The 13,363-nt window shown below is 70.5% G+C and carries 9 protein-coding genes; all 9 read left to right on the plus strand.

The window, feature by feature from the left end:
* Positions 1-211: 211 nt before the first annotated feature.
* Positions 212-4,012 (plus strand): hypothetical protein, encoded by a 3,801-nt coding sequence (locus IPK71_26165; protein MBK8217225.1) that lies wholly within the window; start codon positions 212-214, stop codon positions 4,010-4,012.
* On the plus strand, positions 4,009-7,794 hold the full coding sequence (locus IPK71_26170; protein ID MBK8217226.1) for a hypothetical protein: 3,786 nt from the start codon (positions 4,009-4,011) through the stop codon (positions 7,792-7,794). Before IPK71_26165 ends, IPK71_26170 begins: the two co-directional genes overlap by 4 nt.
* 105 nt (positions 7,795-7,899) lie before the next feature.
* Positions 7,900-8,646, plus strand: coding sequence for a YebC/PmpR family DNA-binding transcriptional regulator (locus IPK71_26175; protein ID MBK8217227.1), 747 nt, complete (start codon positions 7,900-7,902; stop codon positions 8,644-8,646).
* Positions 8,643-9,206, plus strand: a complete 564-nt coding sequence (ruvC, locus tag IPK71_26180; GenBank protein MBK8217228.1) for a crossover junction endodeoxyribonuclease RuvC — start codon at positions 8,643-8,645, stop codon at positions 9,204-9,206. The genes IPK71_26175 and ruvC overlap by 4 nt, the downstream gene beginning before the upstream one ends.
* Before the next feature lie 133 nt (positions 9,207-9,339).
* Positions 9,340-10,044, plus strand: coding sequence for an outer membrane lipoprotein carrier protein LolA (locus tag IPK71_26185; GenBank protein ID MBK8217229.1), 705 nt, complete (start codon positions 9,340-9,342; stop codon positions 10,042-10,044).
* A gap of 111 nt (positions 10,045-10,155) precedes the next feature.
* Positions 10,156-10,836: a hypothetical protein gene (locus IPK71_26190; GenBank protein ID MBK8217230.1), complete on the plus strand. Its 681-nt coding sequence runs from the start codon at positions 10,156-10,158 to the stop codon at positions 10,834-10,836.
* Positions 10,833-12,143, plus strand: coding sequence for a hypothetical protein (locus IPK71_26195; GenBank protein ID MBK8217231.1), 1,311 nt, complete (start codon positions 10,833-10,835; stop codon positions 12,141-12,143). Before IPK71_26190 ends, IPK71_26195 begins: the two co-directional genes overlap by 4 nt.
* A 9-nt stretch (positions 12,144-12,152) precedes the next feature.
* Entirely contained in the window at positions 12,153-12,458 is a 306-nt protein-coding gene (locus IPK71_26200) for a (2Fe-2S)-binding protein (protein ID MBK8217232.1), read from the plus strand.
* Between the two features lie 148 nt (positions 12,459-12,606).
* Entirely contained in the window at positions 12,607-13,347 is a 741-nt protein-coding gene (locus IPK71_26205) for a hypothetical protein (protein MBK8217233.1), read from the plus strand.
* Positions 13,348-13,363 lie beyond the last annotated feature (16 nt).

The following is a 13,363-nucleotide window of genomic DNA, read 5'->3' on the forward strand; positions in this document are numbered from 1 at the left end:
CACGTGCGCGCCCCCCTCTCGTCCCTCCCCGGCCTTCCCCCGCCGTCCTCCCTGGCCTTCCTCCCTGGCCTGCCGCGCCCTCCGCCTCCCGACCGCCGGCCGGCGCGCTTCGGTATGTGCCGCGCGAGTTTTGCAGATAGAGTCGAGGCCGCGTGCGCCCGCACGCCCTTGCCGTGCCGCGGCACGACCCCCACCCGAATCCCGGAACGACATGCGCCGACAGCTCTTCGCGCTCACCCTCAGCCTGGGCCTCTTCGCCGCCATCTCGCCGACCCACGCGCAGAAGCCTGCCCCCGGTCAGACCGCGAAGCCGAAGCCGCCCATCGGCGCGGGCCCCGCCGCCGCGAAGCCACCGAAGGTCATCACGGCAGCGCCCACCAAACCAAGCCTCGCGGCCACCTCGGGGGTCCGCCTGACGGCGCGCGCCCCCGACGCGATGGTCGCCGGGCAAAAGGCGCGCGCCCTCGCGGGCAACGAAGCCGAAGCGCTCGCCGCCTTGGCGACCCTCGAGCACCTCTCCGAGACGAGCACGAGCGGAACGTCGGAGCGGGCGCTCGCCGAGGTCTACAGGGGATCGTCGAACGTCGAGGTGAAGTACGAAGCCGCGCTCGCGGCGCGACGCCTCTCGGCCGAAGAAGGGACCGACGCCGCGTACCCCAAAGCCCACGCGCTCGGCCTCTTGACCGACGTCGTCGTGGTCGGCCCCTTCCGCGACACCGGCGGCGGGCTCGACACCAAGGAAGGCCCCGAAAAGGATAAGGATTTCGGCTATCCGAAGGGCAGCTACTCCTGGGGCGTCTACGACGTCTCCCTGCGCCCCGTCCGCCGGACACACGCCGACGCCCGGGGTGTGCCGCTCGACCTCTACGTGAGCCCGCGGAGAGAGAGCTGCTCCTACGTCGCGACGAAGGTCTTCGTCGACAAGGATCGCCCGCTCGTCGTGCGCGCGGCCTCGACCGGTCAGGTGCGCGTCACCTTCGACGGTCAGGACGTGGCCCGCGCCGACGACGTGCACGAGACCGCGCTCTTCGATCGTGTCGCCGCGCGCGTCGACGCCACGAAGGGCCCGCACCTCGTCGCCGCGAAGGTGTGCTCCGGCGCCCTCGACGACGACGGCCGCGTGCGGCTTCGCCTGACCGACGAGGCTGGCGAGCCGGTCGCCCTCCCGCACAGCCAAGATCTGTCCGGCGTGCCCGAGGCGGCGAAGAAGCTCGTGCTCCGCCGCGAGGAGACCGCGCTCACGCGGGCGATGAAGGTCACGGCGAAGTCGGCCGACGACGCGATCCTCTCCGCCGTGGTGCTCGGGACCCTCGGCGGCGCCGACGACAAGAAGAGCCCGCGGGTCCCGGGGTTGCTCGACACCTTCGTGCGGCGCGCCGTCTCCCCCGATGCGCTCGGCCTCGCGGCCTGGGTCTCGCCGTTCGGCGCCAACCGCAGCGGCTGGCTCGAGGACGCCCGGCGCAAGGCCGTCTCCGCGAACGACGAAGAGACTCTCGGCTTCGTCGAGCGACGGCTGCTCGCCGAGCGCATCAAGAACGGCCACGCCGACTGGGCCAACGCGCTGGTCAAGGGGATGAAGCTCGACGCCGACCCGGACGACGAGGCCCTCCTGCTCCGCGCCGAGGCGAGGCGCGCGCTCGGCACCGAGGCCCTCGCGGCCGAAGCCCTCCGCGCCATGGCCGACAGGTTCCAGAAGAACCCGAAGGGCGTGCCCGACCTGCTCTTGAGGCGCCTCACCGAGCTCTCGCTCTCGTCGAACCGTGCACTCTACATGCAAGCACGTGCCGAGCTCGAGCGCCGCGGCGACCGCGGCAGCGACACGGTCCACGTCGCCATCCACAAGGGAAAACCCGAGCTATTGCGGGCCGCTCGGGCCGCCATCGAAGGCGGCGCCACCGACGACGACCAGGTGATCGAGGTGGCGGCCGAGCTCCTCCGCGCGGGCTACGGAGACGAGGCCCTCGCCGCCTACAAAGAGTGCCTCGAGTACGCCCCGAACCGCTCCGAGGTGTACCTCGGCCTCGCGCAGGCCCTCGCCCTCACAGGGAAAGGGAACGACGCCGACATGGCGAAGCTCCTCGCCCGCGCGCGCGCCCTCTCTCCCGGCGAAGCGCGGCTGCGCGCCGAGCTCGAGCTGCGCGCCAAGGCCGAGGCGCAAAAGGGCCGCGAGGACGAGAAGCACCTCGTGAAGGACGCGGTCTTCCTCGCCCGCAGGAAGGGCGTCACGCCCGACGTGGCCGACCGCGAGCTCCACTGGCTACGCGCCGTCGTGATGCACCAAGACCGCCGCGTCTCTCAGCTCATCCACTACGCGCGCGAGATCGTGGTAGCACCGCGCACGCAGGACGAGCTCTTCGAAGACATTCCGCAAGAGGGGGACCTCGTCGAGATATTGCGCGCGCGCGTGCACCGCAAGGACGGCAGCGTGTCGCTCCCAGCCGAGGAGCACAACGAGGGGGCGCGCCCGCGCATCCGCTGGCCCGATCTCTACCCCGGCGACACGGTCGAAGTGGCCGTGCGCACGTGGACGTCCGGCCCCGTAGGCGGCCGCGGCGACGCGCCATACTACTTCCTCGACTACGCAGGCGCGCCCTCGACGCATCCGCTCCTCTACAACGAGGTCGTCGTCGACTCGCCGAAGGACACGCCCATCCACCTCGACGTCCTGCGGCCCGGTGACATGCAACGCGAAGAGCGCGACGAGGGCAACCGCCACGTCGTGCGGCTCGTGTGGCAAAAGCCCATGATCGTGGCCGACGAGCCGCTCTCGCCCGCCATGAGCGAGGTGCTCCCGCTCATCGTGGGCTCGACCTTCCGCACCTGGGACGACTTCCGTAAGTGGTACAAGGAGGCCGTCCGAGGGTTCACCGAGCCCGACGAAGAGGTCAAACGCCTCGCGCTCGAGCTCACGAAGAACAAGAAGACCAAGGACGAGAAGATCCGGGCGCTCTTCGACTTCGTCGCCGACGACATCCGCTACGTGAACTACGTGAGCGGTGAGTGGTGGCTCCCGAACCGCCCGCAGCAGCTCCTCGCCCGCCGCGAGGGCGACTGCGACGACAAGGCCATCTTGCTCATCACGCTCCTTCGGGTGATCGGCGTCGAGGCGCAAGAGGTGCTCGTACAGACGCGCCTCACGGGCATGCCCTCGGTGCTCTCGGCGAAGAACGCGGCGGTCCCGATGTTCGACCACGGCATCGCCTTCATGCCCGGCCCGAACGGCGGCACCTACCTCGACGCTACGAGCCCCGAGTCGAGGATGGGGCCTCTTCCTTCGATGGACGCCCGCGCGACGGCGCTCCGGCTGGACGCGGGAACGGGCCCCGTGGTGCTTCCGTCGAGCTCTCCCGACGATCACGGCTCCGAGGTCGAATGGACGATCACGATCGGCGCCGACGGGAGCGCCGAGCTCGAGGGCGCCGAGCGCCACCGGGGCGACGGTGGTTTCTGGCTCCGCACGAACCTCACCCAAAAAGACGCACGCGCCCAGTACGTGGAAGACAACCTCGTGGGCCCGTGGGTCGCGCAGGTCGAGGTCGACAAGAACATCGACTTCAAGGGCGACCTCCCGAACGGCGAGGCCAAGGTCTCGTACAAGGCCAAATCGCTCGCGTTCGCGCGGCGCGAGCAGGCCGACCTCGTCATCCCGCTGTCTCAGAGCATCCCGCTCGCCGCGCAGCTCGCGCCGCTCGTCACTCGAACCCTCCCCATGGTCCTCCCGCCGCACATGGCTCCGAACCACCAGACCCGCGTCGTGAAGCTCATCGCCCCCCCGAACATGCATTTCGCCGAGCCCCCGCCGGGCGGCAAAGAGACCGGCGGAGAGCTCGGGCACGCCGAGCTCTCGTTCACGAAGGATCCGAAGAACCCTCGGGTGCTCCTGGTGAAGCGCAACGTCGTCCTCGACCAGCACGTCATCCCGACGGAGAAGTACCCGGCGTTCCGAGCGTTCATCCAACGGGTGGACGCGCTCATGCACAAGTCGGTGCGCATCGAGCGAGGTGAGAAGTGAACGCGCGACGCCCACGCCTCTCCCTCGTGCTCGCCCTCGCCGCGCCCCTCGGGCTCGTCGCGTGCGGAGATCCCAAACCCACGACCCCCACGACCGACCCGACGCTCTACGCGGCCGCCGAACGAGCGTATCGCGTTGAAATCACGGAAGATCCTGCTCAGGCCGAGGCGGCCTGGCTGGACGCCCTCGAGCGTGTCGCCGAAGCCGACGGGGATCCCTTCCAGCTGCCCGTGGCCCTCGCCGCGCTCGACGCCCTCGTCTATCGGAACGTCTCCGCGTACTCCGGGGCGCGTAGCGCGCTCGCGTTCCGCGTCGGCGCGCCCAAGACCGACGCGCGCCTCGGCGCGATCGCGAAGAAGGCGAAGGGTACGTTCGTCCCCGGCCTCGTCGCGCGCGCTCGTACGACGCTCGCGGAGGTGCGCGGGAACGCGGAAGGTGCTGCGGTGGTCCGCCGCGACAGCGGGTGTGCCACGGCGGCTACCGTGCTCGGGCCCATCCGCGCGACGCGCCTCTCCGAGCTCGAGAAGCCCACGGCGCTCGAGCGCTTCGACGCCCTCGTCCCGCCCCAGACGACGGCGCCGGGGCCCTTCGGGCGACCCACCGCCCCCGAGATCGTCGCGGCGAGCGGGTGCCGTATCGAGCTCGGCGCGGTCTCGGCGCAGCCGGGCACACGCGAGGTCGTGGTCGACGTGGAGGTGCCCGCTCAGGGGCGCGTCGCGCTCATGGTGGCGACGCGGAGCCCGATGCACCTGCGCGCCGGTGGGGTCCCCGTGCTCACACGCCCCCTCGCGACGGGCGGCGGAGAGTCCCTCCACTTCGCCGAGATCGCCGCGCCGAAGGGCAAGCTGCGGGTCGTGGCGCGCGTCGGGCAGAGCGGCTCGCAGGACGCACTCGCCATCCACGCGTTCTCTCCGACGGGCGCGCCGCTCGTCACGACGGCCCCGAAGGCCGGTGATTTCGCGACCTCCAACGCCGTCCAAGTCGCGCGCGTGACGTGGCCGACCAAGGGCGCCGCGTCGAAGACCCGGGACGGAGAGGACCTCGTGCTCGGTCTCGCGGAGCTCGCGGCGCGACTCGACCGCGACGCGGAGACCCGGCTCGCGGCGGCTTCGGCGCGTGCCCCGGGAGATCCGGCCCTCGCGCTCGCCTATGCGCGAGCCGTGCGCAACATGACCGACCTCGAGCCCGTCCACGTGTCCGAGCGCGCGAGGGTCGCCTACGAGCGCGCCCTCGAGAAAGCACCGGGCGCGTGGGAGGCCGTCGTCGAGCTCGCCTCGCTCGCGGGCCAACGCCGCGCCGAGGGTGAGGCTCGCATCGTGGCCCTCAAGGAGATCGAGAAACGAGCCGCCGGCGTGAAGGGCGGCGCGGGCGACATGGTCCTTGCGTTCGAGGCCCTCGAGGCGGGCAACGCCGACCTCCACGATCGCGCGAAAAAGGCACGCGAAGCGCTCCGAACGAAGCTCGGAGGCTCGGTGCTCTTCGAGAGCATCGACCGCGAGACGACGCAGCGACGGGGGCCCGAATCGCTCGCGTTCGAATGCCAGCGTGGTCCAAACCGCGACGCCACGAGCCTCCGCTGCTACGTCGAGAAGCGCCTCGCCGCCGACACCCAAGGGGCCGAAGCGGAGCTCACACGCCTCCGCGGGCTCTTCGGCGCCCCGCGGTACTTCTTGAGCGGCTCGCTCCGCGACGCGATGTACCGCGGCGACAAGGCCATGGCGAAGCGCCTCTACGACGCGCTCCCCGAAGGCGAAAAAACGGTCGCGTTCCTGCACGCCACGAGCCCCGACGCGAGCCTCGCCGATGTCTGGGCGCGGGCGCTCCGCGCGAGCGACGCTCCCGCTTCGTTGCCAGGAGTCTTGTCCGCGAAAGGGGCGAGCGCCCTCTCCGCGTTCGACGGGATCGCCGAGAAGGTCACGGAGGCCGACCGCAAGGAGCAGGCCCTCCCCACGGCGGGCACGGCCGTGCTCGTCCACGAGGAGCGCTACTCCGTCTCGGCCGAGGGTGTCACGACCTACGTCCTCTTCGACGTGCGCAGGCTCACGGGGACGGCCGACGTCGAGTCCCACGCGCAAGCCGCGGCACCGTCGCTCGGAGGGCGCGCGACGACCCGCACCTTGCGCCGGCGCATCTTCAAGAAGGACGGGCGCATCCTCACGCCCGACCAGACACCGCGCGCCTCCCAAGCCCACGCCGATCTCTCGCAGCTCGAGGCGGGAGACTACGTCGAGGCGATCTACACGGGCGTCGCCCTCCCCAACGACCGCGGCGACGTCGCGTTCGACACGACCGACCTCCTCCCCGAGCGCACGGGCGTGGCCAAGGCGACGCTCGAAATCCGCTTGCCGACAGGGAAGCCCTTCGCGACCTTCGCCCATCCGCTCCTCGGAAAGGCCACCGAGCGGACCGAGAGCGGCACCCGTATCCTCTCGTATTCACTTACGAATCACCTTGGCCGCCGCTTCGAGGACGGGACGCCCAAGATGGACCGCTCGTGCAACTTCAGCTTGTCCTCGGCGCGTTGGTCCGACCTCGGGGAGAGCCTCGCGGAGACGGTGGCCTCGCTCGACGACCGCGGCTCGCCCGAGGTCTCCGCGTGGATCGCCGAGGCCTCGACGAAGGACGGAAAACGGCTCGAGGGCCGCGCGCTCGTCGATGCGCTCGTCGCCGCGTCCGGGCAGGCGCTCAAGGTCGCCTCGGCGCCCACGTTGAGCGACTACGAGCTCGGCCGCACCGAGTCGTTCGCGTCACAGACGGCGCGGACCATGCTCACGCGCCATGAAGGGAGCCGAACGTGGCTCGTGGTGCGGGCGCTACGCGAGCTCGGGATCCCCGCGGAGATCATCGTCGCCGAGGACTTCCCATTCTCGTCCGATCCGGCGTACCCGCCCCATCTCGGTCGCTTCACCCACCCGCTCGCGTGGGTGCACCTCACCACGAAGAACCCGAACGGGAGCACCCAGAAAGAGGACGTAATCGTCGACGCCGACGTGCAAGGTCCTCCCCTCCCCGCTGGGAAGGTGTCGCCCGAGCTCCGCGGGAGGAGCGCGCTCTTGCCCTCCGGCGCGATCGTCCCTCTCCCGAAGCAGGAAGCGGGCGCCGAGCGCGACGAGGTCGACCTTCGCCTCACCATCGACGAGAGCGGCAACGCCAAGGGGAGCCTCACGGTCTTGGTTCGCGGGCGGTCCGCGCAGCAGCTCGCCGAGGCCTTCGTGCGGGTGGTCGGCGCCGATCGTCAACGGGCCCTCCAAGGCATCGCCCTCGCGTGGGTGCCGTTCGCGAGCGTCGACAAGGTGGAGCTGTCGTCCCGCGAGGGGAGCTGGGAGGTCGCCGTTCGGGCCGAGATCAGCGTGGGCAGCTACGCGCAGACGGAGGCCCAGGGGACGTGGGTCTTGCCCGGGCTCGAGCCGGTCCACATCGTCTACCCGAGGCCCTACGTCGCCACGCTCGGGAACCTCTACACGTCGCAGAGCGGCCGGCAGGGCGCGTTCGCGGTCGATCGCGCCGTGCAATTCCACGTGAGGCGTAGGGTCGAGCTCCCGAAGGGTGCCAAGATCGTCCGCCAGCCGGGACCCTTCGAGATCCGCTCCCCCGAGCTCGACGCGCAGCGTCTCATGCGCGTCGACGGCGCGGTGATCGAAGAGGATTTCACCCTCAACCTGCCGACGGGCACCCTGTCGAAGGAGCGCTACGCCACCTTCGCCCAGGACGCGCGCAAGACCGACGACGGCTTCCTCGCGAGCCTCCGCGTCGATCCGAGGAAGGCCCCCGACAAGAAGTAGTCGGCGCGTGACGTGCCCGGGCCTTTGGAGTATCAGACCGAACGATCGGGGCCTCCCTTCAGGAGCCCCTTCGGCACTCCCCACCCCGGCAGAACGAGGATTCGCATGAGCGGCCATTCGAAATGGGCCACCATCAAGCACCGCAAAGGCGCCGCGGACGCCAAGCGAGGCAAGCTCTTCACGAAGCTCATCAAAGAGCTCACGGTCGCCGCGCGCATGGGCGGCGGGGATCCGTCCGGGAACCCGCGCCTCCGCAAGGCCATCGCCGACGCGAAGGGCCAGTCGATGCCGAACGACACGATCACACGCGCCGTGAAGCGCGGCACGGGTGAGATCGAGGGCGCGGCCTACGAAGAGGTGCTCTACGAGGGCACCGGCCCGGGCGGCACGCTCTTCCTCGTCGAGGGCATGACCGACAACCGCAACCGCACGGTCGCGGAGCTCCGCAAGATCTTCGAGAAGAACAACGGCGTGCTCGGCGGCGCCGGGGCCGCGGCGTGGGCGTTCGATCGCAAGGGCGTCATCACGCTCGAGAAGGGCGCCGCAACGGAGGACAAGCTCATGGAAGTCGCCGTCGGTGCCGGCGCCGACGACTACTCCGACGAGGGCGAGGAGTGGCACCTCACGATGGCGACCGACGTGCTGCACGTCGTGGGCGAGGCCCTCGAGGCGGGCGGCATCAAGGCCAAGTCGTCGTCGATGGCGTACCTCCCCAAGGCGAAGAAGCCGCTCGCGGGACGCGACGCGGAGGTCGCGCTCAACCTGGTCGACGCGCTCGACGACCACGACGACGTGCAGAACGTGTTCGCCGACTTCGACGTGTCCGAAGAGGAGCTCCAGAAGCTCTCGTGAGCGCGAACGGCGCTCCCCGTACGACCCGCGTGCTCGGACTCGATCCGGGCACGCGCCATTTCGGCTGGGGGATCGTCGAGCGGGTGGGCGCGCGCCTCGTGCACGTCGCGCACGGCATCGTCTCCCCGAAAGAGAGCCTCCCGCTCGGAGAGCGCCTCGTCCTCATCGAGGCGGGTCTCGTGGCCGTGGTCGAGGAGCACGCGCCGGGCATGGCGAGCATCGAGTCGCTCTTCTTTGCGAAGGACGCGTCCGCCGCCGCCAAGCTCGGTCACGCACGAGGGGTGGGCCTGCTCGTCGTCTCGAGGGCGGGCCTCGACGCCGCCGAGTACCCTCCGGCGCGGGTGAAGCGCACCGTGGCGGGCGGAGGCCGCGCCGACAAGAACCAGGTCGCGCAAATGGTGAAGGTCCTCCTGGGCCTCGGCGAGGTCCCCCAGGCCGACGCCGCGGACGCCCTCGCCATCGCCATCACGCACCTCCAGAGGGCACCGTGGGCGGCGCCCAAGGCCCCCGCCGCCATCAAAAAAGCTTCGCCTTTACGGGCATTTACACCAAAGGCATGAAGCGTTTCCGGGATCGGGCCGTCCAATGCTACGAGCTTGCAAGGTTCCGAAAAGCGAAAAGGCCCTCCGTAAGCTCCCTTCGCCTCTTCCGTTTCGTCCCTACCGTTCTTTGGTACGTCCTTCGGAGATCACGATGACCCGACGCCTCGCCGCACTCGTCCTCACCGCCGCGCTCGCCCTCCCCTTCGCCGCCGCGCACTCGTCCGTGGCCGAAGCCGCGGAGCCGACCCCCCTCGCGGCCAACGCCACGAACGACCTCGTGACGCGAGTGCAGGCCTTCTACGACAAGTCGGCCACGTTCACCGCGCGCTTCGACCAAGAGTTCACGGTGAAGGCGTACAACACGAAGCGCCAGTCGAACGGGACGGTCTACTTCCAGAAGCCCGGCAAGATGGCCTGGGTCTACACGACCCCCGCCGACAACCGCGTCGTCTCGAACGGCTCCACGGTGCGCGTCTACGAGGCCGCCAACAAACAGATGTTCGAGCAGCAGGTGAACGGCGCCCAGAGCGGCGCACAGTACCCGGCGGCCCTCTCGTTTTTGCTCGGCACGGGCAAGCTCGGCAACGCCTTCAACTTCGAGGCCTTCGAGGGCTCGCAGATGAAGTTCGAGGGTGGGCACGTCCTCGTGGGCACCCCCAAGACGCCGACCCCGGCGTACACCAAGGTCCTCTTCTACGTCGACACGCAGACCGCCCAGATTCGGCGCGTGCTCATCCTCGACGCGCAAGGAAACCGCAACAGCTTCGTGTTCTCGCAGGTCCAGGTCAACACGACGGTGCCCGCGAGCACGTTCGTCTTCGAGCCGCCGGCCGGCACCACCGTCGTCCGCCCCTGAGCGGCGCACCCCCGAATCTCCAGGCACTCCCCCGCGCCCTTCCGGCTCCCGCGTCACGCTCTTCGCGTTTCGCCCGTAGCCCGAAGGGCGCCGTAACGCTATGAAGGCGGTGTGAAGGTCCCCCCCTGCCCCGCTTGCGGCGCTGCCCGAACGATCCCCGGCTCGTGCCCCGGGTGTGGCGCCGTTCAAGGAGAAGGGCACGTGTGCCCCCATTGCCGCGGGCTCACGCGCGTCGAGCCGCACCCGACGCTCCGCTGGGTATGCGCCGCATGCAAGGGGCCGAAGCTGCCCGTGCCGATCCAAGACCCGCAGAAGCTCGAAGCCTCGCGGGTCGCGCTCCGCGAGGCCAAACCGCTGCCGCGCTCGTCGTTCGTGCCCGTAGCGGGTGTGCTCTTCGCGCTGTCGACGGTGCTCGCGCTCATGTCGGCTGTCACGCTCGCGAAGGCGCTCACGCTCGTGCTCGCGTGGGCCGTGTTCGGGCTGCTCCTACGCGAACGCTCTCGCCGCGCCACGAAGTCGAACGCGTCGCTCGATCTCGCCTACTCGCTCGCCGTCCAAGACTACGCCCGCGGAGGGGCGGCCTCGGCCAAGGAGATCGCGACCATGCTCGGCGTCGACGAGGCGCAGGCCGAAGGTGAGCTCACGCTGCTCGCGGCCGAGAACCCGACGCGCATCGAGGTCGACGACCAGGGCGACGTCCGCTACCGCGTCGGCGAAGAGCCCAAGAGCGATCTCGAGGACTTCGACGAGCGCCTCGCGGCTGCCGAAAAGAAGAAGAAGGCCCTCCCGTGAGCGGCGCGCCCCCCAACGCTCCGCCACCCGAGACCGAGGCGGCACGCGCGCGACGCTCGCTCACGCACGTCGGCGGAGAGGTCACGCGCGGAGGGCACGTGGCCTCCTCGGAGGCGCTCGCCGAAGCGCTCGACGTGGCCCCCGCGGGAGAGACCGACGACGAGCCCGAGCGCGCCGACGTTCACGGCTTTCACGTGTATCCTGCACGTATGCACCCCACGACGGCGTCGCGCCTCGTGCGGGCGTTCGTCCCCGAGGGAGGCCATGTCCTCGACCCGTTCTGCGGCTCCGGCACCGTGCCGGTCGAGGCCGTCGCTTCGGGCCGTCAGGCCACGGGCACCGACCTGAACCCCCTCGCCGTGAAGCTCGCCAAGGCGAAGCTCATGCGCGTCTCGCCCGAGGACGCCCAGCGGATCCACGGCGAGGCCCAGAAGATCCGGGCGCTCGCCGACACACGACGCAAGGCGAAAGCAGGAGCCACACGAAGGTACCCCCGCGAGGACACGGACCTCTTCGATCCGCACGTGCTCCTCGAGCTCGACTCGCTCCGCTCCGGCATCGCCGACGCCGACCCCGCCGCGAGGGGCCTGCTCGAGCTCGTGCTCTCGAGCCTGCTCGTGAAGGTCAGCCGACAGCGGGGCGACACCTCACGAATGACGGAAACACGAAGGCTTGCGGCAGGTTACACCGCCAAGCTGTTCGTCCGGAAGACGGAGGAGCTGCTCGCCCGCCTCGACGCGTTCGCGGCCCGATGCCCCGAACGGAGGCCTCGCTCCCGGATCGTCCTCGACGACGCCACCCGGCTCGAGACCATCGCCGACGCCTCGATCGACGGTGTCGTGACCTCGCCGCCCTACGTCGCGACGTACGACTACGCGGAGCACCACGAGGTGCGCGCGCGTTGGCTCGGCCTGTCGAGCCCGAGGTTCTTCCGCGACGAGCTCGGCTCGCGGCGCGCCTACGCGGAGCGCTCTCCCGAAGAAGCGCGCCGCGCGTGGCTCGCCGAGCTCACGGCCATGCTCGACGCCATGGCGAGGGTCGTACGCCCCGGTGGAAACGTCGTGCTCCTCATGGCCGACTCGGCCATCGGCCGGGTCGCGCTCCGGGCCGACGAGCTCGTCGCCGACGCCTGCGAGGCGGAGGGCAGGCTCGTGCCCCACGCGCGTGCGTCGCAGGTCCGCCCCCATTTTCACGGGCCGACCCAGGGCGCGTTCCGCGACGAGCCAAGGCGCGAGCACGCCCTCTTGCTCGTGCGTCGTGCCTTCCGGCCTCGCGGGGCTTCCAAGGGTGCCAAGGCGACGCTATAAGGCCGCCCCATGCCCACCGTCGTCTTCGAGAAAAAAGGCAAGCCCGTCCTTACCGTATCGGCCCCCGAGGGTGGCTCGATCCAGGACATGTGCGACGACCACGCCGCGCCGGTTCCCTTCTCGTGCCGCAGCGCGTGCTGTGGCACCTGCCGTGTGGAGATCCTCGAAGGGGGCGAGAACCTCGACACGCCCGAGGACGAGGAGCTCGACGTGCTCGACGCGTTCGGTCAGGCGCCGCCGAAGCACCGCCTCGCCTGCTGCGCCAAGCTGAAGTCCGGCGGGGGCACGGTGCGGGTTCAAGCCGTCGACGAGTGAGCCCGCTCACCGCCCCGGGCGGCGCGGCCATCCGTATCGGCAAGGCCCTGCGCGTTCGGAAGCGCGGTTCGGAAGGCCGTTCGGAAGGCCGTGCTACGGGCGAAGGCCGTGCTAGTAGTGAAGAGTCATTCCTTAGGAGGAGCGCATCATGGATTTGAAGGTTCGTAAGCTCGCGTGGGTTCTCGGGGGCGTGAGTCTCATCGGCGTGACGTCGCTCGTGGCGGTCGCATGCAGCACGTCGAACGGAGACGACGACGTCGCCCCGCCGAGCCCCGAGGCGGGCCGGACCGACACGAAGCCCAACCCGACGACGACGGGCAGCACCCCGACCGACGGGAGCACCCCCGACCCGGACGGCGGCGCGGCCCCCGACTGCGGCTTCGCGCCCCGGCTCCGTTCGCCCCTCCCGCCCGACGCGGGCGCCGACGCGTCGCCGAACTTCTTCTGCCCCTTCGCCGACGGCGGCACCGGCAGCGCGACCGACAAGCGCTATTGCGGTGGCCAGCAGACCTGCTGCTCCGGTCAGTCCAAGGGCGGAGGCAGCTTCGACCCCTCGTTCTGCACGGCCGCCAAGGCGGACACCTGCGGCGGCGGCACCATGACGCCGCCTGTCCGTTGGGAGTGCGGCTCGCCCGATACGTGCGGTGGCGGCCAGAAGTGCTGCATCCCCGGCACGGACGCCGGCCCGCCCGCCGTCGACACCGAGAAGGTCAACGGCAAGCTCTGCCCGCCGGAGTTCCAGCGCGGCTTCTACATCGGCGGCACCGTCTGCCGGACCGACTGCGCGAGCGGCGAGCTCCAGGTCTGCACGAAGGACGCGGACTGCACCGGTGGCAAGAAGTGCACGGCGTTCACCACGAACAGCCGCGACCTCGGCTACTGCAAGTGACCGGTCGGCGCTAGTC

Source organism: Myxococcales bacterium, from assembly GCA_016712525.1.
In the GTDB taxonomy this organism is placed as follows: domain Bacteria; phylum Myxococcota_A; class Polyangia; order Polyangiales; family Polyangiaceae; genus JAAFHV01.

Excerpts from the sequence above, each read along its gene's own strand:
- IPK71_26165 (MBK8217225.1), top strand. The coding sequence starts at position 212 with ATGCGCCGACAGCTCTTCGCGCTCACCCTCAGCCTGGGCCTCTTCGCC.
- IPK71_26175 (MBK8217227.1), top strand. The coding sequence starts at position 7,900 with ATGAGCGGCCATTCGAAATGGGCCACCATCAAGCACCGCAAAGGCGCC.
- IPK71_26200 (MBK8217232.1), top strand. The coding sequence starts at position 12,153 with ATGCCCACCGTCGTCTTCGAGAAAAAAGGCAAGCCCGTCCTTACCGTA.
- IPK71_26185 (MBK8217229.1), top strand. The coding sequence starts at position 9,340 with ATGACCCGACGCCTCGCCGCACTCGTCCTCACCGCCGCGCTCGCCCTC.
- IPK71_26205 (MBK8217233.1), top strand. The coding sequence starts at position 12,607 with ATGGATTTGAAGGTTCGTAAGCTCGCGTGGGTTCTCGGGGGCGTGAGT.